The organism is Enterobacter sp. C3_dUdeg (assembly GCF_057536195.1).
On sequence record NZ_BAAKFX010000006.1, the window covers coordinates 85,271 to 108,330 of the forward strand.

The 23,060-nt window shown below is 53.6% G+C and carries 22 protein-coding genes and 2 tRNA genes; 7 read left to right on the forward strand and 17 right to left on the reverse strand.

Annotation, left to right across the window (positions count from 1 at the left end):
* Positions 1-145: 145 nt before the first annotated feature.
* The 6 genes from truB to AC27FC_RS15325 all read right to left on the reverse strand — a co-directional run bounded on the left by truB (position 146) and on the right by AC27FC_RS15325 (position 6,569).
* The gene (gene truB / locus AC27FC_RS15300; RefSeq protein WP_094934463.1) at positions 146-1,096 is read right to left on the reverse strand and encodes a tRNA pseudouridine(55) synthase TruB; all 951 of its coding nucleotides are present in this window, start codon (positions 1,094-1,096) and stop codon (positions 146-148) included.
* Entirely contained in the window at positions 1,096-1,500 is a 405-nt protein-coding gene (gene rbfA, locus AC27FC_RS15305) for a 30S ribosome-binding factor RbfA (RefSeq protein WP_003024988.1), read from the reverse strand. The genes truB and rbfA overlap by 1 nt, the downstream gene beginning before the upstream one ends.
* A gap of 89 nt (positions 1,501-1,589) precedes the next feature.
* Entirely contained in the window at positions 1,590-4,277 is a 2,688-nt protein-coding gene (gene infB / locus AC27FC_RS15310; RefSeq protein WP_029739629.1) for a translation initiation factor IF-2, read from the reverse strand.
* A 24-nt stretch (positions 4,278-4,301) separates the two neighbouring features.
* Positions 4,302-5,804, reverse strand: a complete 1,503-nt coding sequence (nusA, locus tag AC27FC_RS15315; RefSeq protein WP_029739628.1) for a transcription termination factor NusA — start codon at positions 5,802-5,804, stop codon at positions 4,302-4,304.
* A gap of 28 nt (positions 5,805-5,832) precedes the next feature.
* Complete coding sequence (rimP, locus tag AC27FC_RS15320) at positions 5,833-6,285, reverse strand: ribosome maturation factor RimP (RefSeq protein WP_014833432.1); 453 nt, start codon at positions 6,283-6,285, stop codon at positions 5,833-5,835.
* A 207-nt stretch (positions 6,286-6,492) separates the two neighbouring features.
* Positions 6,493-6,569 (reverse strand) — tRNA-Met (locus tag AC27FC_RS15325).
* Positions 6,570-6,856: 287 nt separating this feature from the next.
* Here AC27FC_RS15325 and argG point away from each other — a divergent pair.
* Positions 6,857-8,203 (forward strand): argininosuccinate synthase, encoded by a 1,347-nt coding sequence (gene argG, locus AC27FC_RS15330; RefSeq protein WP_024906366.1) that lies wholly within the window; start codon positions 6,857-6,859, stop codon positions 8,201-8,203.
* Between the two features lie 192 nt (positions 8,204-8,395).
* On the opposite strand, the gene AC27FC_RS15335 is transcribed toward argG, so the two are convergent.
* From AC27FC_RS15335 to rlmE, 6 genes are all read right to left on the reverse strand, one after another.
* Positions 8,396-8,482: transfer RNA gene (locus AC27FC_RS15335), tRNA-Leu, on the reverse strand.
* 9 nt (positions 8,483-8,491) lie between these two features.
* Positions 8,492-8,824: a preprotein translocase subunit SecG gene (secG, locus tag AC27FC_RS15340; RefSeq protein ID WP_023333590.1), complete on the reverse strand. Its 333-nt coding sequence runs from the start codon at positions 8,822-8,824 to the stop codon at positions 8,492-8,494.
* 223 nt (positions 8,825-9,047) lie between these two features.
* Positions 9,048-10,385 (reverse strand): phosphoglucosamine mutase, encoded by a 1,338-nt coding sequence (gene glmM, locus AC27FC_RS15345; RefSeq protein ID WP_023309339.1) that lies wholly within the window; start codon positions 10,383-10,385, stop codon positions 9,048-9,050.
* Positions 10,378-11,226, reverse strand: coding sequence for a dihydropteroate synthase (gene folP, locus AC27FC_RS15350; RefSeq protein ID WP_094934464.1), 849 nt, complete (start codon positions 11,224-11,226; stop codon positions 10,378-10,380). The genes glmM and folP overlap by 8 nt, the downstream gene beginning before the upstream one ends.
* A 98-nt stretch (positions 11,227-11,324) precedes the next feature.
* On the reverse strand, positions 11,325-13,259 hold the full coding sequence (ftsH, locus tag AC27FC_RS15355; RefSeq protein WP_029739626.1) for an ATP-dependent zinc metalloprotease FtsH: 1,935 nt from the start codon (positions 13,257-13,259) through the stop codon (positions 11,325-11,327).
* Positions 13,260-13,361: 102 nt separating this feature from the next.
* Entirely contained in the window at positions 13,362-13,988 is a 627-nt protein-coding gene (gene rlmE / locus AC27FC_RS15360) for a 23S rRNA (uridine(2552)-2'-O)-methyltransferase RlmE (protein WP_003861812.1), read from the reverse strand.
* 127 nt (positions 13,989-14,115) lie between these two features.
* Between rlmE and yhbY the strand changes: the two genes are divergently transcribed.
* Positions 14,116-14,409, forward strand: coding sequence for a ribosome assembly RNA-binding protein YhbY (gene yhbY / locus AC27FC_RS15365; RefSeq protein ID WP_003861814.1), 294 nt, complete (start codon positions 14,116-14,118; stop codon positions 14,407-14,409).
* Between the two features lie 151 nt (positions 14,410-14,560).
* Here yhbY and greA read toward each other — a convergent pair whose 3' ends face one another.
* On the reverse strand, positions 14,561-15,037 hold the full coding sequence (greA, locus tag AC27FC_RS15370; RefSeq protein ID WP_014171793.1) for a transcription elongation factor GreA: 477 nt from the start codon (positions 15,035-15,037) through the stop codon (positions 14,561-14,563).
* Positions 15,038-15,265: 228 nt separating this feature from the next.
* Here greA and dacB point away from each other — a divergent pair, with 228 nt between their 5' ends.
* The 3 genes from dacB to pmrB are packed head-to-tail and all read left to right on the forward strand — an operon-like array spanning position 15,266 to position 18,404.
* Entirely contained in the window at positions 15,266-16,699 is a 1,434-nt protein-coding gene (gene dacB, locus AC27FC_RS15375; protein WP_032659718.1) for a serine-type D-Ala-D-Ala carboxypeptidase, read from the forward strand.
* A 2-nt stretch (positions 16,700-16,701) separates the two neighbouring features.
* On the forward strand, positions 16,702-17,364 hold the full coding sequence (gene pmrA / locus AC27FC_RS15380) for a two-component system response regulator PmrA (protein ID WP_033146744.1): 663 nt from the start codon (positions 16,702-16,704) through the stop codon (positions 17,362-17,364).
* The gene (pmrB, locus tag AC27FC_RS15385) at positions 17,361-18,404 is read left to right on the forward strand and encodes a two-component system sensor histidine kinase PmrB (protein ID WP_048981187.1); all 1,044 of its coding nucleotides are present in this window, start codon (positions 17,361-17,363) and stop codon (positions 18,402-18,404) included. The genes pmrA and pmrB overlap by 4 nt, the downstream gene beginning before the upstream one ends.
* Positions 18,405-18,438: 34 nt before the next feature.
* On the opposite strand, the gene cgtA is transcribed toward pmrB, so the two are convergent.
* The 4 genes from cgtA to rplU all read right to left on the reverse strand — a co-directional run bounded on the left by cgtA (position 18,439) and on the right by rplU (position 21,280).
* Positions 18,439-19,614, reverse strand: a complete 1,176-nt coding sequence (gene cgtA / locus AC27FC_RS15390; protein ID WP_094934465.1) for an Obg family GTPase CgtA — start codon at positions 19,612-19,614, stop codon at positions 18,439-18,441.
* A 15-nt stretch (positions 19,615-19,629) separates the two neighbouring features.
* Positions 19,630-20,595, reverse strand: coding sequence for a DMT family transporter (locus AC27FC_RS15395; protein ID WP_094934466.1), 966 nt, complete (start codon positions 20,593-20,595; stop codon positions 19,630-19,632).
* 96 nt (positions 20,596-20,691) lie between these two features.
* Positions 20,692-20,949 carry a 50S ribosomal protein L27 gene (gene rpmA / locus AC27FC_RS15400; RefSeq protein ID WP_004385076.1) on the reverse strand — a complete coding sequence of 86 codons (258 nt, stop codon included), beginning with the start codon at positions 20,947-20,949 and terminating at the stop codon, positions 20,692-20,694.
* Positions 20,950-20,968: 19 nt separating this feature from the next.
* Complete coding sequence (gene rplU, locus AC27FC_RS15405) at positions 20,969-21,280, reverse strand: 50S ribosomal protein L21 (protein WP_003025032.1); 312 nt, start codon at positions 21,278-21,280, stop codon at positions 20,969-20,971.
* Between the two features lie 257 nt (positions 21,281-21,537).
* Here rplU and ispB point away from each other — a divergent pair, with 257 nt between their 5' ends.
* Both ispB and sfsB read left to right on the forward strand, forming a co-directional pair.
* A complete protein-coding gene (gene ispB / locus AC27FC_RS15410; RefSeq protein ID WP_024906360.1) occupies positions 21,538-22,509 on the forward strand; it encodes an octaprenyl diphosphate synthase in 972 nt (323 codons plus the stop codon).
* A gap of 229 nt (positions 22,510-22,738) precedes the next feature.
* Positions 22,739-23,026 (forward strand): DNA-binding transcriptional regulator SfsB, encoded by a 288-nt coding sequence (sfsB, locus tag AC27FC_RS15415; protein WP_023309348.1) that lies wholly within the window; start codon positions 22,739-22,741, stop codon positions 23,024-23,026.
* Positions 23,027-23,060 lie beyond the last annotated feature (34 nt).

The window sequence follows — 23,060 nt, forward strand, 5'->3', positions numbered from 1 at the left end:
CCAAAGTATAAAGAATGTAAGGATGCCGATCTCTAATTCAGCAATCCCATGTACGCCCCGCAGATTGTTAAACAATTTACCAGGCGTTAAGCGGCGATATTCTACTCGTCTCCCCTGCTTATCGCAAGGTGAGCCGTTATCACCGTCACGCGTCGACCGGATATTCGACAACCAGACGACGCGGCGCAACGCGCCCTTCGCCATCCATTTCGCCCATACCGATGAATTTCCCTTCGTCACCTTCGGTCACGCGTACCAGTCCTTCCAGCGGCGCTTGTGCCGTACGAACCGGGTTGCCGTTCTTAAAGTAAACGGACGATGTTAAAGGAAGATTAACAACCGGGAAGTCCGCTGCCGGACTGTCCATCGGCATCAGCAAAGGATCCAGCAAATCTGCCGGCGCAATCCCCTGCGCTTCCGCCTGTTCTACCAGCTCGCGCAGATATTCCAGGGTCACCATCCGCTCCACCGGGTACTTGCTCACCGCCAGGCGGCGCAGGTAAATCACATGCGCGCCGCAGCCCAGCTTTTCACCGAGGTCGTCGATGATAGTGCGAATATAGGTCCCTTTCGAACAGTGTACTTCCAGCTCCAGTTCATCACCTTCGTGGCGAATAAACAGCAGCTCATACACGGTTATCGGACGGGCTTCACGCGGAACGTCAATGCCCTGGCGCGCATATTCGTAGAGCTTCTTGCCCTGATATTTCAGCGCCGAATACATCGACGGCACCTGCATCGTGTCTCCACGGAAGCTCTCCAGCGCAGCATCAAGCTGTTCCGCGCTGAACGTCACCGGACGCTCTTCCACCACCTGGCCATCCGCGTCGGAGGTATCCGTGCGCTGGCCCAGTTTAGCGATAACGCGGTAGCGCTTATCGGAGTCGAGCAGGTACTGGGAAAACTTTGTCGCCTCTCCCAGGCAGACCGGCAGCATGCCGGTTGCCAGCGGATCGAGCGCGCCGGTGTGGCCCGCACGGTTGGCGTTATAAATACGCTTAACTTTCTGCAGCACGTCGTTGCTGGAAGCGCCCTGGGGTTTATCCAGCAGCAGCACACCATGCACGTCGCGACCGCGACGACGAGGACGACTCATTAGTCCTCCTTGCTGTCGTCCGCCGGGTTAACACGACGCTCGTCGTCATGTTTAACCACGCTGGTCACCAGGTTGGACATACGCATACCTTCAACCAGCGAGTTGTCGTAGAAGAAGGTCAGCTCAGGCACGATGCGCAAGCGCATCGCTTTGCCGAGCAGGGAGCGGATGAAACCAGAGGCTTCCTGCAGCGCTTTAATGCCGTTTTTCACTGCCGCTTCGTCCTGATCGTTCAGGAAGGTGACGAACACTTTTGCATAGGCCAAATCGCGGGACATTTCGACACCGGAAACGGTGGTCATCATGCCGACGCGCGGGTCTTTAATTTCACGTTGCAGAATGAGTGCGATCTCTTTCTGCATTTCCTGCGCTACGCGCTGAGGGCGACCAAATTCTTTCGCCATAATAAATTCTCCAGACAAAAAAGGGGCTAAAAGCCCCTTTTAAAATTATTGCCGGGTGGCGCGAGGCGATCCCGGCTTACAATCGGTAATTAAGCGATGGTACGCTGAATTTCGATGATCTCGAACACTTCGATCATATCGCCAACGCGAACGTCGTTGTAGTTCTTCACGCCGATACCACATTCCATGCCGTTACGGACTTCGTTAACGTCATCTTTGAAGCGGCGCAGGGATTCCAGCTCGCCTTCGTAGATAACCACGTTGTCACGCAGTACGCGGATTGGGTTGTGACGCTTGATGTTACCTTCGGTAACCATACAGCCCGCGATCGCACCGAATTTCGGTGATTTGAACACGTCACGTACTTCAGCCAGACCGATGATCTGCTGTTTGAGCTCAGGAGACAGCATGCCGCTCATCGCTGCTTTCACTTCGTCGATCAGGTTATAGATGACGGAGTAGTAACGCAGATCCAGGCTTTCGGCTTCAATTACTTTACGCGCAGATGCATCCGCACGAACGTTGAAGCCAACCAGGATAGCGTTGGAGGCAGCAGCCAGGGTCGCGTCGGTTTCGGTGATACCACCTACGCCAGAACCGATGATCTTCACTTTCACTTCGTCGGTAGACAGTTTCAGCAAGGAGTCGGAGATCGCTTCCACAGAACCCTGAACGTCAGCTTTCAGAACGATGTTCACTTCGTGAACTTCGCCCTCGGTCATGTTGGCAAACATGTTCTCGAGTTTAGATTTCTGCTGACGAGCCAGTTTAACTTCACGGAATTTGCCCTGACGATACAGCGCAACTTCACGCGCTTTCTTCTCGTCACGCACAACCGTCACTTCGTCACCGGCAGCCGGAACACCGGACAGACCCAGGATTTCCACTGGAATGGACGGACCCGCTTCCAGAACTTCCTGACCCAGTTCGTTACGCATCGCACGAACGCGGCCGTATTCGAAGCCACACAGAACGATGTCGCCCTTGTTCAGGGTACCTTCGCGTACCAGAACGGTTGCAACCGGACCACGACCTTTATCCAGGAAGGATTCGATTACCGCGCCGCTCGCCATACCATTACGGATCGCTTTCAGCTCCAGTACTTCAGCCTGCAGCAGGATCGCGTTCAGCAGGTCATCGATACCGGTACCCGCTTTCGCAGATACTGGGATGAACTGCGCTTCACCGCCCCACTCTTCCGGCATAACGCCGTACTGAGACAGTTCGTTCTTCACGCGGTCCAGATCGGCTTCTGGCTTATCGATTTTGTTGACTGCAACAACCAGAGGCACCTGCGCCGCTTTCGCGTGCTGGATAGCTTCGATGGTCTGTGGCATCACGCCGTCGTCTGCGGCAACAACCAGTACAACGATATCCGTTGCCTGAGCACCACGAGCACGCATTGAGGTAAACGCTGCGTGGCCTGGAGTATCCAGGAAGGTGATCATGCCGTTTTCGGTTTCTACGTGGTAAGCACCGATGTGCTGGGTAATACCACCCGCTTCACCAGAGGCAACCTTAGTAGAACGAATGTAGTCAAGCAGAGAGGTTTTACCGTGGTCAACGTGACCCATGATGGTCACAACCGGTGCACGCGGTTCAGCCGCAGCGCCAGTATCACGGTCGCTCATTACTGCTTCTTCCAGCTCGTTTTCACGACGCAGGATAACTTTGTGGCCCATCTCTTCAGCAACCAGCTGTGCGGTTTCCTGGTCGATGACCTGGTTGATGGTCGCCATGGCGCCCAGTTTCATCATCGCTTTGATGACCTGAGAGCCTTTAACCGCCATCTTGTTCGCCAGATCGCCAACGGTGATGGTTTCGCCAATCACGACGTCACGGTTAACGGCCTGAGCAGGCTTCTGGAAGCTCTGCTGCAGAGCGGAACCTTTACGCTTACCGCCTTTACCGCCGCGAACAGCAGCGCGTGCTTCTTCACGGTCAGCTTTGGATTCAGCGTGTTTGTTGCCTTTTTTCGCCGGACGCGCTGCTTTTGCATTACGGCCACGGCCACGACCGCCTTCAACTTCACGGTCGTTATCATCTTCAGCCTGACGCGCATGCTGAGAAGTGGTCACGTGATAGTCGCTGGTGTCTTCAGTCGGCTCAACGGTATTCACACCATTCTTCTCGTTTTCTTCTGCCATACGGCGCGCTTCTTCGGCGACGCGGCGAGCTTCTTCTTCCAGCTTACGGCGGGCTTCTTCTTCCGCTTTACGCTTCAGCTCGGCAGCTTCATTTTCACGGCGGGCTTTTTCAGCCTGGGCGGTTTTGGTCATTTCGTCTGTCTGTTGATTGCTCACTTTGTCTTTTTCCGCAGCGTCACGCTTCACTTTATCACTTGCGTCGCGTTTCGCTTTTTCTGCGGCCTCACGTTCAGCTTTTAATTCTGCTTCACGTTTGGCGGTTGCTTCCGCCTCACGCTGAGCTTGTTCTTCCGCTTCACGCTGTGCCTGCTCTTCCGCGGCAAGGCGTTCTGCCTCTTGCGGATCACGTTTTACAAAGGTGCGCGTCTTGCGGACTTCAATTTGTACCGATTTGCTTTTGCCACCGGTACCAGGGATATTTAACGTGCTACGCGTTTTGCGCTGCAGCGTTAACTTGTCAGGAGTAGAACCGTGTTCACGGTTCAGGTGCGTTAACAAGGTTTGTTTTTCTTGCGCGGTCACCGAGTCATCAGCGGACTTCGGGATCCCTGCATCAGCAAATTGCTGTACCAGGCGGTCCACGGAGGTCTGAATCTCAGCAGCCAGCGATTTTACAGTTACATCAGTCATGCTGTTCCTTCCTGCTACAGTTTATTACGCTTCGTCGCCGAACCAGCAAATATTACGTGCGGCCATGATGAGCTCGCCGGCTTTCTCGTCGGTTAAACCTTCGATATCAGCCAGGTCATCAACGCCTTGCTCAGCGAGATCTTCCAGCGTACAAACACCACGGGCAGCCAGCTTGAACGCAATCGCACGATCAAGACCTTCCAGATTCAGCAGGTCATCAGCCGGCTTCTTATCGCCAAGGCTTTCTTCCTGAGCCAGTGCCAGGGTGGTCAGTGCGTTTTTAGCGCGTTCACGCAGGGCTTCAACGGTTGGTTCATCCAGACCGTCAATTTCCAGCAGCTCTTTCATTGGCACATAGGCCAGTTCTTCCAGCGTAGAGAAACCTTCTTCAACCAGAACAGTGGCGAAGTCTTCGTCAATATCCAGGTATTTAGTGAAGGTATCGATCGCCGCATGGGCTTCAGCCTGATGCTTAGCCTGCAGGTCATCAACGGTCATTACGTTGAGTTCCCAGCCGCTCAGCTGTGACGCCAGGCGTACGTTCTGGCCGTTACGGCCGATTGCCTGCGCCAGGTTGCCCGCTTCAACAGCGATATCCATGGTGTGTTTGTCTTCGTCAACAACGATAGACGCCACATCAGCTGGAGCCATTGCGTTGATCACGAACTGCGCCGGGTTGTCATCCCACAGAACGATATCAATACGTTCGCCGCCCAGCTCAGTCGAAACTGCCTGAACGCGCGCACCGCGCATACCGACGCAAGCACCGACCGGGTCGATACGCTTGTCGTTGGTTTTCACCGCAATTTTCGCACGGGAGCCCGGATCGCGAGCCGCCGCTTTAATCTCGATAACTTCTTCACCGATTTCCGGCACTTCGATACGGAACAGTTCTACCAGCATTTCTGGTTTAGAACGGGTCACGAACAGCTGTGCACCACGCGCTTCAGGGCGAACGGCGTACAGAACACCGCGAATACGGTCACCTGGGCGGAAGTTTTCACGCGGCAGCATATCTTCACGCAGGATCACGGCTTCAGCGTTACCCGGCAACCCTTCGGATTTGATCTCCAGGGAGATGTTGTCGCGGTTCACTTTCTTCACCACGCCGGTGATGATTTCGCCTTCCTGATCGCGGAACTGATCGACAACCAGCGCGCGCTCGGCTTCGCGCACTTTCTGCACGATAACCTGTTTAGCGGTCTGGGTCGTGATACGGTCAAAGGTGACAGATTCAATCTGATCTTCAACGTACTCGCCCACGTTCAGACTTTCGTCTTCAAAACGGGCAGCTTCCAGCGTGATCTCTTTGGTCGGCTGGGTCACTTCTTCAACGATTACCCAACGACGGAATGTATCGAAGTCACCGCTTTTACGATCGATTTCTACGCGAACATCGATCTCTTGTTCGTATTTTTTCTTGGTTGCTGTAGCCAGTGCACTTTCCAGCGCTTCGAAAATCTTCTCACGCGGCAGTGATTTCTCGTTGGAGACGGCTTCAACAACAGCCAAAATTTCTTTGTTCATCGCGGGCTTTTCACCTCAATCCAGACTGTTAAAAGTGGGGAACCAGGTTCGCCTTCTGGATATTACTCAGCGCGAACACTTCATCTTTGCCTTCGACTGTCACCGTGATCATTTCACCATCAACGGCTTTGATAATTCCCTGCCATTTACGGCGGTTCTGTACGGCCATACGCAGAACGAGAGCCACTTCTTCACCGGTAAAGCGCACATAGTGCTCGGCCGTGAACATCGGGCGATCGAGGCCAGGTGAGGAAACTTCCAGGTTGTACGCAACGGTAATCGGGTCTTCAACATCAAGAACCGCACTCACCTGGTGGCTGACATCAGCACAATCATCAACATTGATGCCATCTTCACTATCAATATAGATGCGCAGCGTCGATGTACGGCCGCGAACGAATTCGATGCCGACCAGTTCGTAGCCCAGTGCTTCGACCGGTGCAGTAATCATCTCTGTTAATTTTTGCTCTAATGTGGACAAGCCCACCCCCAAGACATAAAAAAAGGGCGTAAAGCCCAGTTATTCTGTAGTCAGATAACAAAAAACCCCGATAAATCGGGGCTTTAGATAACTGAACCCTATAGCCACAACTGTGGCCTGGAGCGCTTTCCGAAAGAATTTTTTCAAATCCAGCTACGAAGGCTCTAAGTCTTCACAGTATATTTGAAAAAGAACTTTATGGGAAAGTGGTTGCGGGGGCCGGATTTGAACCGACGACCTTCGGGTTATGAGCCCGACGAGCTACCAGGCTGCTCCACCCCGCGCCTGAAACGTGGCAAATTCTACGCGTTTTGGACAGAATTTGCAAATAATGCTGGGATTTGGTACCGAAGACGGGACGTAAAATCGGCGTTTAGTATATTGATAGATGACCCCACCTGTCAACCCAACTTCCGCCAGATCAATTAGACCAAAATTTTTACAAAAAACGCACGACTCTCTTCCGGTCTTCGCCAAAAGATGATTAAATGAATACTCACTTATTTTGCATAAAAATGCACAAGAGAGCGAAAGCGGTCTCTAATCAGTCAATCAAGCAGGGTTTTATTCTATGACGACGATTCTCAAGCATCTTCCGGTAGGACAACGTATTGGCATCGCTTTCTCAGGCGGCCTGGATACCAGCGCTGCACTGCTGTGGATGCGCCAGAAGGGAGCGGTTCCGTACGCCTATACTGCGAACCTGGGTCAGCCGGATGAGGACGACTACGATGCCATTCCTCGTCGCGCTAAAGAGTATGGTGCAGAGAACGCGCGCCTGATTGACTGCCGTAAGCAACTGGTCGCTGAAGGTATCGCGGCTATTCAGTGCGGTGCGTTCCATAACACCACCGGCGGCCTGACCTATTTCAACACTACCCCGCTGGGCCGTGCGGTCACCGGCACCATGCTGGTTGCAGCGATGAAAGAAGACGGCGTGAACATCTGGGGTGACGGTAGCACCTATAAAGGTAACGATATTGAACGTTTCTATCGTTATGGCCTGCTGACCAACGCCGAACTGCAGATCTACAAGCCGTGGCTGGATACCGACTTCATCGACGAGCTGGGTGGCCGTCATGAAATGTCCGAGTTTATGATCGCCTGCGGCTTCGACTATAAGATGTCAGTCGAGAAGGCCTACTCCACCGACTCCAACATGCTGGGTGCGACGCACGAAGCGAAAGACCTGGAATTCCTGAACTCCAGCGTGAAGATCGTTAACCCGATCATGGGCGTGAAGTTCTGGGACGAGAACGTCAAAATCCAGGCTGAAGAAGTGACCGTGCGTTTCGAACGCGGCCATCCGGTTGCGCTGAACGGTAAAACCTTCTCTGATGATGTTGAGCTGATGCTGGAAGCTAACCGTATTGGCGGTCGTCACGGTCTGGGCATGAGCGATCAGATTGAAAACCGTATCATCGAAGCGAAAAGCCGTGGCATCTATGAAGCCCCGGGAATGGCACTGCTGCACATCGCTTACGAGCGTCTGCTGACCGGCATTCACAACGAAGACACCATCGAGCAGTATCACTCTCATGGCCGTCAACTGGGTAAACTGCTGTATCAGGGCCGCTGGTTCGATCCACAGGCGCTGATGCTGCGTGATGCGCTGCAGCGTTGGGTGGCAAGCGCGATCACCGGTGAAGTGACGCTGGAGCTGCGTCGCGGCAACGACTACTCCATCCTGAACACCGTGTCTGACAACCTGACCTATAAAGCAGAGCGTCTGACCATGGAGAAAGGTGAATCCGTGTTCTCACCGGACGATCGTATTGGTCAGCTGACCATGCGTAACCTGGACATCACCGATACCCGCGAGAAGCTGTTCAACTATGTTGAGAATGGCCTGCTCTCCGCCAGTTCAGGTAACGGTCTGCCGCAGGTTGAAAACCTGGAGCACAGCGATAAGAAGTAATCGCTGATGTAACGTGCAAAAGGCGCCCACAGGGCGCCTTTTTTATTTTGATTTTCGCAGGCCCGGTAAGCGCAGCGCCACCGGGCAACATGGCGGTTGACGCATGCGCTTACCCGCCCTACAAAAGATCGGAGATCTCGCAGTCTACAGACGAAAAAAAAGACGTCTTTCGACGTCTTTCTTCTGGAATATTGGTACCGAGGATGGGACTCGAACCCACAAGCCCGTTAGGGCACTACCACCTCAAGGTAGCGTGTCTACCAATTCCACCACCTCGGTACAGAATACTTAGTGCGGGATATCGCTGGTTGGCTTAGCCGGTGCAGCTGGCTGAGTTTGCTCAGTTTTCGCTGGCGCGCTCAGATTTTCCCACTCGCTTCCTTTGCTGGTCTTGTTGCTGTTGATATTGCCAAGCACAAGGCTGATGATGAAGAACAGCGTAGCCAGAATCGCCGTTGTGCGGGTCATGAAGTTCGCAGAACCACTTGAACCGAACAGCGTACCGGAAGCGCCTGCTCCGAAGGAGGCTCCCATATCAGCGCCTTTACCTTGCTGCAGCATGATCAGCGCTACGAGAGCGATGGCTACAATAAGGAAAATAACTAAAAGAGCTTCGTACATAATCAACCTGTTCCTTGCGGATTTGCCGCATACCAATGCTTCGACCAATTAGCAGGATTTTTGTTTCCCACTGAAGCGGGTGTGAATACTAACCAAAGCGAATGACCTTCGCAAGGGCATTTTTGACGCATTGTATCAACTGCGGAAAAAAACAGCAAAAAGCCATTAATTGCTTAAAACAAAGGCGACAAAAGCCGCCTTTTTATACATTTAGCGTGCACGATTATGCAGCTTTCACAGCGTCCGCAATACGGTGTGCAAATTCGGTTACCTGCGCTTCGTCTTCACCTTCCACCATCACGCGGATCAGCGGTTCAGTACCGGACTTACGCAACAGCACGCGTCCACGATTGCCCAGGGCCGCTTCAACGTCAGCCATCACCGCTTTGACGTTCTCGTTTTCCAGCGGATCGCCTTTACCGGCAGTGAAGCGTACGTTTACCAGGATCTGTGGGAACATTTTCATCCCGCTGCACAGATCGTGCAGGCTCATATGGTTGCGCGCCATCGCGGCAACCACCTGCAGCGCGGCCACGATACCGTCCCCGGTGGTAGTTTTGTCGAGCAGGATCACGTGACCCGAGTTTTCTGCACCGATGCGCCAGCCCTTCTCCTGCAGTTTTTCCAGCACATAGCGGTCACCCACTTTCGCGCGGACAAACGGAATACCGAGCTGTTTCAGCGCCAGTTCCAGGCCCATGTTACTCATCAGCGTGCCCACCGCACCGCCGCGCAGCTGGCCCTGACGCAGGCCCTCACGGGCAATGATGTAGAGGATCTGATCGCCGTCTACCTTGTTACCTTCGTGGTCGACCATGATCACGCGGTCACCGTCGCCGTCCAGCGCAATGCCCAGGTCGGCTTTCTCTGCCAGAACACGCGCCTGCAAGGCACGAACATCAGTTGCCCCCACCTGCTCGTTAATGTTCAGACCATCCGGCTCGCAGCCAATGGTGATGACTTTTGCACCCAGTTCGCGGAAAACATTCGGAGCGATGTGATAGGTCGCGCCGTTTGCACAGTCCACCACAATTTTGAGGTGAGCCAGGCTCAGCTCATTCGGGAAGGTACCTTTACAGAATTCGATATAACGGCCCGCCGCATCAACGATACGGTTCGCTTTACCCAGCTCTGCGGAATCTACACAGGTGATCTCTTTTTCCATTTCGGCTTCAATCGCTTCTTCCACGTCATCCGGGAGCTTGGTGCCGTCAATGGAGAAGAATTTAATGCCGTTGTCGTAGAACGGGTTGTGAGAAGCTGAGATGACAATCCCCGCTTCCGCACGGAAAGTGCGCGTCAGATACGCGACAGCAGGCGTTGGCATTGGGCCCGTAAAGGAAGCGGACAGTCCAGCCGCCGCCAGACCCGCCTCCAGCGCGGACTCCAGCATATAGCCGGAAATACGGGTGTCTTTACCGATAATGATCTTACGGGAACCATGACGCGCCAGCACTTTGCCAGCAGCCCAGCCGAGCTTCAGGACAAAATCAGGGGTAATGGGAGCATCGCCTACACGCCCACGGATACCATCGGTACCAAAATACTTACGATTACTCATAGCGTTTGTTTTCCTTCGCTGCCAGTGTGGCTTCCACCACACGCATGGCTTCTACTGTTTCTTTGACGTCATGGACACGAATAATGTGCGCGCCCTGCATCGCCGCAATCACCGCGCAGGCCAGGCTGCCGCTCAGGCGTTCGCTCGGCCCCACGTTCAGCAACTGCCCAATCATCGACTTTCTCGACATCCCCACCAGCAGCGGCAGGTCAAAGTGATGGAATTCCGATAAGCGCGCAAGCAACGCATAATTGTGGGAGAGATTTTTACCGAAACCGAACCCCGGGTCGAGCAGCAATTTCTCTTTTGGGATACCTGCACGTTCACAGAGCGCAATATGTTCAATAAAGAAGCGATTCACGTCGGCAAAGACATCGTCGTACTTCGGTGCTTCCTGCATGGTTTTTGGTTGACCCTGCATGTGCATCAGGCATACCGGTAACCCCGTCTCTGCCGCGGCTTCAAGGGCGCCAGGCTCGGTAAGTGAACGAATATCATTGATAATGTGAGCGCCCACTCTCGCCACTTCACGAATCACTTCGGGTTTAGAGGTATCAACGGAGATCCATACTTCAAACCGCTGCGCGATAGCTTCAACCACCGGCACCACGCGCGCCAGCTCTTCTTCCACAGACACGTCAGCCGCACCAGGACGCGTCGATTCGCCGCCCACGTCAATAATGGTGGCACCCGCATTAATCATTAGATTCGCGTGTTTAACCGCCTCGATAAGCGTGTTATGCGTGCCGCCGTCAGAGAAGGAGTCAGGGGTAACATTCAGGATCCCCATCACATGGGGATGTGAAAGATCGAGATGCGAGTCCTGAGCGAATAATTTCATGGCGAAATCCCTGGTATCTATATCGTTAAACAGAAATGAAAAACCCCGGAGCAAGCTCCAGGGTTTGAGGTACAGACAAACGTTTCAACAGCAGTGACTTACTTATCGCCCAACTGTTCTGACATGGTGTTGCCCGGGTTTGGCGTACGCGGTTCATCAACCGGACGCGGCGCACGCGGGGTGCCATTGTTGTCAGAATTATTGGAAGCGCCTGGGTCTTCCCAGCCCGCTGGCGGACGCACTTCACGGCGCGCCATCAGGTCGTCAATCTGCGGTGCATCGATGGTCTCATATTTCATGAGCGCATCTTTCATCGAATGCAGGATGTCCATATTGTCGGTCAGGATCTGGCGTGCACGTGCGTAGTTACGCTCTACCAGAGATTTTACTTCCTGGTCGATGATACGAGCCGTCTCATCGGACATATGTTTCGCTTTAGCCACAGAACGGCCCAGGAATACTTCACCCTCTTCCTCTGCATACAGCAGCGGACCGAGTTTGTCGGAGAAGCCCCACTGCGTCACCATGTTACGCGCCAGGTTTGTCGCAACTTTAATGTCGTTGGACGCACCGGTAGAAACATGTTCCACACCGTAGATAATCTCTTCTGCCAGACGACCGCCGTACAGGGTCGAAATCTGGCTTTCCAGCTTCTGACGGCTGGCGCTGATCGCGTCGCCTTCAGGCAGGAAGAAGGTCACACCCAGCGCACGACCGCGCGGAATAATCGTCACTTTATGCACCGGATCGTGTTCCGGCACGAGGCGACCGATAATCGCGTGACCCGCTTCGTGGTATGCCGTGGACTCTTTCTGCGCTTCCGTCATCACCATGGAGCGACGTTCCGCACCCATCATGATTTTGTCTTTCGCTTTCTCAAACTCCACCATCGATACGACGCGCTTGTTACCGCGAGCGGCAAACAGAGCAGCTTCGTTGACCAGGTTCGCCAGGTCAGCACCGGAGAAGCCCGGGGTACCGCGCGCAATGATTGCCGCGTCGATATCTGGCGCCAGCGGTACGCGACGCATGTGAACTTTCAGAATCTGTTCACGACCGCGAACGTCCGGCAGACCCACAACAACCTGACGGTCGAAACGGCCTGGACGCAGCAGCGCGGGGTCAAGTACGTCCGGACGGTTAGTCGCCGCGATAACGATGATACCTTCGTTACCTTCGAAGCCGTCCATCTCAACCAGCATCTGGTTCAGCGTCTGTTCACGTTCATCGTGACCACCGCCCAGACCTGCGCCACGCTGGCGGCCCACGGCGTCGATTTCATCGATGAAGATAATGCACGGTGCTGCCTTTTTGGCCTGCTCGAACATGTCACGCACACGAGATGCGCCGACACCCACGAACATTTCGACGAAGTCAGAACCTGAAATAGTAAAGAACGGCACCTTCGCTTCGCCCGCGATGGCTTTCGCCAGCAGGGTTTTACCGGTACCCGGAGGGCCAACCATCAGCACGCCTTTCGGGATCTTACCGCCCAGCTTCTGGAAACGGCTCGGTTCACGCAGGTATTCAACCAGTTCACCCACCTCTTCTTTCGCTTCGTCACAACCGGCGACGTCAGCGAAGGTGGTCTTGATCTGGTCTTCCGTCAGCATACGCGCCTTGCTCTTACCGAACGACATGGCACCTTTGCCACCGCCGCCCTGCATCTGGCGCATAAAGAAGATCCAGACGCCGATAAGAAGCAGCATCGGGAACCAGGAAATGAAGATAGAAGCCAGCAGGCTTGGTTCTTCTGGCGGCTCACCTACCACCTTGACGTTTTTGGTCAGAAGGTTATCAAGCAGCTTAGGATCGTTCACCGGGATGTAAGTCGTGTAACGGTTACTATCTTTCTTGGTAACGTTGATCTCACGTCCGTTGATACGCGCTTCGCGAACCTGGTCCTGATTGACCTCCTGCAGGAAGGTAGAATAATCCACCTTGCGGCCATTCGACTCGCTGGGCCCAAAGCTCTGGAATACTGACATCAGCACAACGGCAATGACCAGCCAGAGTATTAGGTTTTTCGCCATGTCACTCAAGGGATTAACCTCATATTACAACTGTGTTAAAAACAGCGTCAGGATACTCTATATCCAGTTTCATTCAAACTTTCGCCTGAAATCTACCGGTTATCATTTTCGCCCGGTCGCTACAATATACACTTCTCGGGAACGGGCCCGGGAAGAGTCCGGCTTACGAACTTTAACCTTCGCAAACAGGGAGCGAATTTCCTTAAGATACTCCTCGAAACCTTCGCCCTGAAACACCTTCACAACAAAACTACCACCAGGCGCTAGTACATCACGACACATTTCTAACGCTAGCTCCACCAGATACATGGCGCGGGGGATATCCACCGCCGGTGTTCCGCACATATTTGGTGCCATATCAGACATGACAACCTGGACCTTACTATCACCTACACGATCAAGTAACGCTTTCAGCACTAATTCATCACGAAAGTCGCCCTGAAGGAAGTCGACACCGACGATGGGATCCATTGGTAAAAGATCGCACGCGATGATTCGGCCCGTTCCGCCGATCTGCGTTACCGCATACTGGGACCATCCGCCAGGTGCCGCACCGAGGTCAACAACCGTCATCCCCGGCTTAAAAAGTTTGTCACTTTGCTGTATTTCATCAAGTTTAAACCAGGCACGGGAACGTAACCCCTTTTTCTGTGCCTGTTGAACATATTTATCGCTAAAGTGTTCCTGAAGCCAGCGGCTGGAGCTGGCAGAACGCTTTTTACCTGTCATTTAACATTTCCGTCCTGGTTCATCGTTACCTGCCTGTGACGTAAATTTCTACGCAGCTATTTGGCGATATAAGGGAGATGGCGGTAGAATGAACCGTTTTCAATCCCAACGTAAGCAAAAATATACGATGAATCTGAGTACTAAACAAAAACAGCACCTTAAAGGTCTGGCACATCCGCTCAAGCCTGTAGTGATGCTTGGCAACAATGGTTTGACCGAAGGGGTGCTTGCCGAGATTGAACAAGCGCTGGAACACCACGAGCTGATCAAGGTGAAAATCGCCTCTGAAGACAGAGACACTAAAAACCTGATCGTGGAAGCCATCGTGCGCGAAACCGGCGCCTGTAATGTACAGGTCATCGGTAAAACGCTGGTGCTCTACCGCCCATCTAAAGAGCGTAAAATCTCGCTGCCACGCTAAGGATATCCTGAATCAAACACATTTTCTGTGTGAAACGAGGGATTTCTGTCAGCAGGCGAGCAAAATGCCATGCTCCTTGAGTTGATAAAAGGCCGCTATGCGGCCTTTTTCTTTTCTTTACAATGTATCAACATCTTAGTAGAGAAGCGAATTACAGGTATTCAACCTTAATAATTTCGTATTCCACTTCACCGCCAGGGGTGCGAATGGTGACAACATCGTCCTGCTCTTTGCCAATCAGGCCGCGAGCAATCGGGGAGTTCACTGAAATCAGGTTCTGTTTGAAGTCTGCTTCATCATCACCCACGATGCGATAGGTCTGCTCTTCGTCGTTGTCCAGGTTCAGCACGGTCACGGTAGAACCAAAGATCACACGCCCGTTGTTAGGCATTTTGGTGATATCGATAACCTGTGCATTGGACAGTTTTGCTTCGATATCTTTAATACGCCCTTCACAGAAGCCCTGCTGCTCACGCGCGGCGTGGTATTCAGCGTTCTCTTTCAGGTCGCCATGCTCGCGCGCATCCGCGATAGCGGCGATGATTTCAGGACGACGCACGGATTTCAGGAAATCCAGCTCTTCGCGCAGTTTTTCGGCACCACGTAAGGTCATCGGAATAGCTTGCATTTGTTATACCTCTTAAACATTCCTGTTGGGAGCAGTGTTCCCTGCTCCTGCCCCCCTAAGCGGGCAAGAAGCAAAAAGAAAACCGACCCGGGAGCAATGCCCCAGGTCAGCAGCAATTTTTCAATTTGATATGCATTTTACCGCGAAGTTCACTATGGGTCATCGTTTACTTTGCAGTGCCATGCACCGTAGTATGACGGTTTGTTTTCGGGTTGTTAGCGCGAGATTATGCGATTTTCCAGATTTATCATCGGATTGACTACCAGTATAACGTTCACCGCCCAGGCCGCGAATGTTGATGAGTATATTAATCAGCTCCCCGCAGGCGCGAACCTTGCCCTGATGGTGCAGAAGGTTGGCGCACAGGCTCCCGAGATTGACTATCACAGTCAACAGATGGCGCTGCCTGCCAGTACCCAAAAGGTGATCACTGCCCTCGCCGCCCTGCTCCAGCTCGGTCCTGACTTCCGTTTTACCACCACACTCGAGACCAAAGGTAACGTCGAGGGTGGCGAACTGAAAGGCGATCTTATCGCCCGTTTTGGCGGCGATCCGACCTTTAAGCGCCAGGATATCCGCAATATGGTTGCGGTACTGAAAAAATCTGGCGTACAGAAAATTGATGGCAATGTGCTGATCGACACGTCCATCTTTGCCAGCCACGATAAAGCCCCAGGCTGGCCGTGGAACGACATGACCCAATGTTTTAGCGCCCCCCCCGCCGCCGCGATTGTTGACCGTAACTGCTTCTCGGTTTCGCTTTACAGCGCGCCAAAGCCAGATGATTTAGCGTTTATCCGCATAGCGTCCTACTACCCGGTCACAATGTTTAGCCAGGTCCGCACGCTGGCGAAAGGCTCCCCAGATGCGCAATATTGTGAGCTGGACGTCGTGCCGGGCGATCTTAACCGCTTCACGCTTACCGGCTGCCTGACGCAGCGCGCCGATCCGCTGCCGCTGGCCTTTGCGATACAGGATGGTGCAAGCTATGCGGGTGCCATTCTGAAAGATGAACTGAAACAAGCGGGCATAACCTACACCGGCACTCTGCTTCGCCAGACGCAGGTCAACCAGCCCGGCACGGTCATCGCCAGCAAACAGTCTCCGCCGCTGCACGATTTACTGCGAATCATGCTGAAAAAGTCGGACAACATGATTGCCGACACCGTGTTCCGCATGATTGGCCACGCGCGTTTCGGCGTGCCGGGCACCTGGCGCGCGGGTTCAGACGCCGTTCGTCAGATCCTGCGCCAGCAGGCCGGGATCGAGCTGGGTAATACCATCGCCGTCGATGGCTCAGGATTATCGCGTCATAATTTGATCTCTCCGGCCACGATGATGCAGGTGCTTCAGTACATTGCACAGCATGACACTGAGCTAAACTTTATTTCAATGCTGCCGCTGGCCGGGCATGACGGTTCGCTGCAGTATCGCGCCGGGCTTCACGCTGCCGGCGTGGATGGCAAAGTATCCGCTAAGACAGGCTCGCTGCAGGGGGTTTACAACCTTGCAGGCTTCATCACTACCGCCAGCGGACAACGCATGGCATTCGTGCAGTATCTTTCCGGCTATGCCGTCGAACCGACCGACCAGCGCAATCGCCGTATTCCGCTTGTTCGCTTCGAAAGCAGGCTTTATAAGGACATCTACCAGAATAACTAGCGATGAAACTACTCATAGTTGAAGACGATCTGTTATTGCAGGAAGGGCTGGCGCTGGGGCTGGCTAATGAAGGGTATGCCCTCGACTGTGCTGGCACCGCAGCGGAGGCGGACGCCCTGATCCAGAGCGGCGAATACAGTCTGGTGATCCTCGATTTGGGCTTGCCTGATAAAGACGGCGCCACGCTGCTCAGCCAGTGGCGACGCCGCGGTATCGCCAACCCAGTGTTAATCCTGACGGCACGCGATGCCATTGAAGATCGCATCACCGGCCTCGACGCAGGCGCAGATGATTACCTGGTGAAGCCTTTTGCGCTTGCGGAGCTGCAGGCGCGAGTGCGGGCGTTGATTCGCCGCTATCAGGGCCATAGCGATAACTTACTCACCGACGGCGATATTACGCTGAATCTGCAAACCCAGCAGGTACTGCGCCGGGACCAGGCGGTAGAGGTGACGCCAAAAGAGTTCGCCCTGCTTACGCGTCTGATCATGCGCAGCGGACAAACGGTGCACAGAGAGACGCTCCAGCAGGATATCTACTCCTGGCAGGACGATCCGGGGTCAAATACCCTGGAAGTTCACATCCATAACCTGCGTCGCAAGCTCGGCAAGGACAGAATCAAAACCGTCCGTGGCGTTGGCTATCGCCTTGAGAGCCAGAAATGAACAGCATGCGTCGGCGTTTAATGGTGCTGCTGGCGGTCATTCTCTTATTTTTCCAGCTGATAAGCGTCATCTGGCTGTGGCATGAAAGCCGCGAGCAGATCGGTTTTCTGGTGAATGAAACGCTGTCGGCAAAAGCCCGTAATAACCATGTCGAAAAAGAGATCCGCGAAGCGATTGCTTCCCTTCTCGTCCCTTCTCTGGTGATGGTAGGCTTTACGCTGTTTTTCTCTTTCTGGGCAGTCACCTGGATAACCCGACCGCTGAATAAACTGCGTGACAGCCTGGCTAACCGTTCGGCAGATAACTTAACTCCGCTTCCTATGTATTCCGACATGGAAGAAATCGGCGCGGTGACAACCTCCCTGAACCAGCTGCTCGCCCGGCTGGACAATACCATTCAGCAGGAGCGTCTCTTCACCGCTGACGCCGCGCACGAGCTTCGAACGCCCCTTGCCGGTATCCGGCTCCATCTGGAGCTCATGGCGCAGTCAGGCGCACCACAGGCCGCGACGTTAATTAGCCGTATCGATCAGCTCATGCATACCGTTGAGCAACTGCTGATGCTGGCCCGTGCCGGACAGGCAATGGCCAGCGGACACTACGAAACCGTGAGCTGGACGGAAAATATCATTGAACCTCTCGGCCTGGGCCATGAAGCCAAAGAGCATACGGTGATTTGGCCCGCTAAAAGCGCGCTCACGGTTCAGGGAGACGCCGTGCTCCTGCGTCTGATGCTGCGCAACCTGCTGGAGAATGCCGGACGCTACAGCCCGGCAGGGACAACGATTACAGTGACATTAACCGGGGTCGACGGGGGGACGCAGATCGGCGTGATCGATCAGGGGCCCGGTATTGATGACGCGCACCGACAGTCAATTACCGAGCCATTCCGCCGTCTTGACCAGCGCTACGGTGGCAGCGGTCTTGGGCTGAGTATCGTGCAGCGCATCGTGCAGCTCCACCACGGCAGGTTGACGCTTGAGAATGGCGCTGAAGGTGGTTTGATCGCCAGCTGCTGGCTACCCGCAACGCTGGAATAAAAAAAGCCCCCATAATGGGGGCTCTCGACAGATATTAGTGCTTGTAGATGAACTCGACGCCTTCTTCGTCGTCTTCATCCCAGTCATCGTCCCAGTCTTCATCATCATCTTCCGCTTCCAGTTCTTCAAGCTGCTGGCGGTGGTAGTCATCCCACATGAATTCGACTTTTTCAGGCTGTTTCGCTTCTTCTGCCTGAACAACTGGGTTCTCAATGATGAAGGTCATCACATCCCAGCACAGATCTTTCACGCCAACCTGGCTTGCCGCAGAGATCAGGTAGTATTTATCTTCCCAGCCCATCGCTTCAGCAATCGCTTTAGCTTTCGCTTCCGCTTCAGCTTTGTCCATCAGGTCGATCTTGTTGAAGACCAGCCAGCGTGGTTTATTCGCCAGTTTTTCGCTGTATTTTTCCAGCTCACCGATGATGATGCGGGCGTTTTCTACCGGATCGGAACCGTCGATAGGATCGATATCGATAAGGTGCAGCAGCACGCGGCAACGCTCAAGGTGTTTCAGGAAGCGAATACCCAGACCCGCGCCTTCCGCAGCGCCTTCAATCAGACCCGGAATATCGGCAACCACAAAGCTCTTCTCGTTATCCATACGGACAACGCCCAGGCTTGGTACCAGCGTGGTAAACGGATAGTCCGCCACTTTTGGTTTCGCCGCAGAAACGGCGCGAATGAACGTCGATTTACCGGCGTTTGGCATACCCAGCATGCCCACGTCTGCCAGAAGCATCAGCTCCAGCTGCAGATCGCGCTTATCGCCCGGCGTACCCATCGTTTTCTGACGCGGAGTACGGTTAACGGAGGATTTGAAACGGCTGTTACCCAGACCGTGCCAGCCGCCTTTCGCCACCATCAGGCGCTGACCGTGTTTGGTCATGTCACCCATGGTTTCACCGGTCCCCTGGTCAATCACACGCGTACCGACCGGAACCTTAATGGTGACGTCTTTACCGCGTTTCCCGGTACAGTCACGGCTCTGGCCGTTCTGGCCACGTTCAGCGCGGAAGGATTTTTCGAAACGGTAGTCGATCAGCGTGTTGAGGTTCTCATCCGCCTCCAGCCACACGTCACCACCATCCCCGCCGTCGCCGCCGTCAGGACCGCCACGTGGGATATACTTTTCACGGCGGAAGCTCACGCAACCATTGCCGCCATCACCAGCCACGACCAGGATCGTCGCTTCATCAACAAACTTCATTTTACTCTCCGTAACTCATTCGCCTGAGCGGGGGACTACTACAACCGCTTCATTTTTGCGCCAACGTCCCCAAAGACGATGACCAATGGCGGAATACATCGCGCCCGCAACCACGACAAACGCACCGAGATAACCCAACAGGTTGAGCATCGGTCTGACGAAGACATCGGGCCAGGCCATTGATAACAAATCTGAAAATAACAGCGTAAACAGCGGAGTAAGCGTAATTAACGCGCTCACCTGTGCCGCCTGCCAGCGCGCCATCGCTTCGGCCAGCGCGCCATAACCGACCAGCGTGTTCAGCCCACAAAAAATGAGGCACGCCAGTTGCCAGTCGCTAAGCTGGGAAATCACACCCGGCTTTGCTAATGGCAGCAATGCTATTGTACACAAAGTGTACAATAAAAAGAGGATCTGCTGTGAGGCAAGACGACGCAATAACACCTTTTGTGCGACGCCATAGCTCACCCAAACCGTTGCTGCCCCCACACCAAAAATTACACCCCATGTGTAATCCGTCAGGCGGGTGAAAATCTCAATCAGACTGGTGTTGAAGAACATCACCAGACCGCACAGCAGCATGCTCGCCCCGATAATCTGCGTAACGCGCATCTTTTCCTTGAGGATAAAGACGCTGGCGACCATCATGCCCACCGGTGAAAGCTGACCTATCACCTGCGACGCCGTGGGGCTGAGATATTGCAGGGAAGAGCTGAACAGGATGAAGTTACCGAACAGACCGCCCGTCGCGATAGCCAGCAATACCAGCCAGCGCGGTTTGCGGAAGAGCCGCAAGGGTGGAAGCTTACCTTTGATAGCCAGAATGGCCCCGAGGCCGATGCTTGCCATCAGAAAGCGATAAAAGACCACCGTAGGCGGCTCCATCACTTCCAGTACCTGCTTCATTGCAATTGGCAGCGCACCCCAGCACATTGCGGTAGTGAGCGCCAAAAGAATACCAATGCCGGCCTGCTGCTTCATGCCCGTTTTCCCTACAGAAAAAATTACCGGGTTTCCAATGTAAAAAGCCCCGCAACAGGTTGCGGGGCTTTAATCCGTTTCCGGACCGAGAAAACCTTACTCAGCAACGATGCTGATGTATTTACGGTTGTTCGGGCCTTTAACTTCAAATTTCACTTTACCGTCTGCTTTAGCAAACAGAGTGTGGTCACGACCGCAACCTACGTTGTTGCCAGCGTGGAATTTGGTACCACGTTGACGAACGATGATGCTACCCGCCAGAACGGATTCGCCACCGAAACGCTTAACGCCAAGGCGTTTAGCTTCTGAATCGCGACCGTTACGTGTGGAGCCGCCAGCCTTTTTATGTGCCATTTAAATCTCTCCTCAGGTCTTAGGCGCTGATGCCAGTAATTTTCACATCAGTGAACCACTGACGGTGGCCCTGCTGCTTACGGTAGTGCTTACGACGACGAAACTTAACGATTTTAACTTTCTCGCCACGACCGTGTGCAACAACTTCAGCTTTGATAACGCCGCCATCAACGAAAGGAACGCCGATTTTGACTTCTTCACCGTTTGCGATCATCAGAACTTCTGCGAACTCAACAGATTCGCCAGTTGCGATGTCCAGCTTTTCCAGGCGAACGGTCTGACCTTCGCTTACTCGGTGTTGTTTACCACCACTTTGGAAAACCGCGTACATATAAACTCCGCTTCCGCGCACGTCCTCGTATGAATCAGAGTGCGCTATAAATATTCACAATAGGGCGCGAATATTACGCAAAACGCGAGCCTTTGACAAGTGCTACCGTCAATACATGAAGAAAAAAAACACAACACGTACGGTAACGTTTATCTGTGCCGTTTTTTCAGTACAATCAGCACTACTATTGATAAACCGAAACCCTTCGTTACCCCATTGAAGATGGGATCAACAGGATAAAAAGCCCGGCTTTTGCGATGAATTTAGAAAAAATCAACGAGTTAACCGCGCAAGATATGGCGGGTGTGAATGCAGCAATCCTGGAGCAACTCAACTCTGACGTTCAGCTGATCAATCAGTTGGGCTATTACATCGTCAGCGGCGGCGGTAAACGCATTCGTCCGATGATTGCCATTCTGGCTGCCAGAGCCGTTGGCTATCAGGGAAATGCTCACATCACTATCGCAGCGCTCATCGAATTTATTCACACGGCGACGCTTCTGCATGACGATGTTGTGGATGAATCGGATATGCGTCGTGGCAAAGCCACGGCAAACGCCGCTTTCGGAAACGCAGCCAGCGTCCTGGTGGGGGATTTTATCTATACCCGCGCCTTCCAGATGATGACCAGCCTGGGCTCCCTGAAAGTGCTGGAAGTGATGTCCGAAGCCGTAAACGTCATTGCTGAAGGCGAAGTGCTGCAGCTGATGAACGTCAACGACCCTGATATCACCGAAGAAAACTACATGCGCGTCATCTACAGCAAAACGGCGCGCCTGTTTGAAGCGGCTGCCCAGTGTTCCGGCATTCTGGCCGACTGTACTGAAGCCCAGGAAAAAGGCCTGCAGGACTATGGCCGCTATCTGGGTACGGCCTTCCAGCTGATTGATGATTTGCTGGACTACAGTGCGGACGGCGAGACGCTCGGTAAAAACGTGGGCGATGACCTGAACGAAGGTAAACCCACCCTGCCGCTGCTTCATGCTATGCGCAACGGAACAGCCGACCAGGCGAAAATGATCCGTGAAGCGATTGAGCAGGGAAATGGCCGCCATCTTCTGGAACCTGTACTGGAAACTATGGCTATCTGCGGATCGCTGGAATGGACGCGTCAGCGCGCGGAAGAAGAAGCCGACAAAGCCATCGAAGCGCTTCAGGTCATTCCAGACAGCCCGTGGCGCGAGGCACTGATTGGTCTTGCCCACATCGCCGTTCAGCGCGACCGTTAATCCTCTTGTTTCTCCCCGCAGCGATAGCGGGGAGATTCCAGTACACACCTGTAAATTCCGTGTTCATGTAAATTCATCGGTTTAGAGACCGCATGAATAAAGCCGTGTCTTATTCTGAATATCCCTTCAAGTAACGCGAACTTTTTAGAACAAGAAGTTGAAATGGGTATAGTAACCGCGTCGTTTCAGAAGAAACGGCGTAGGTGAATCCGAACTTAAGGACGGCGTTATGGATACGAAATTTATCGACTGGCACACGGCTGATATTATTGCCGCGCTGCGCAAAAGAGGCACTTCACTGGCAGCAGAGTCCCGCCGCCATGGACTGAGTTCTTCCACTCTGGCAAACGCCCTCACCCGCCCCTGGCCCAAGGGAGAATTAATTATCGCGACGGCGCTGGATACGCATCCGTGGGTAATTTGGCCTTCACGCTATCACGATCCCATCACCCATGAATTTATCGACAGATCGCGCATGATTCGCCAGAGAAAGGTAAAAAGAGAACCGCAGGAATAACGCATTTTTGACAGGAACAGCAACCCCCCGGTCA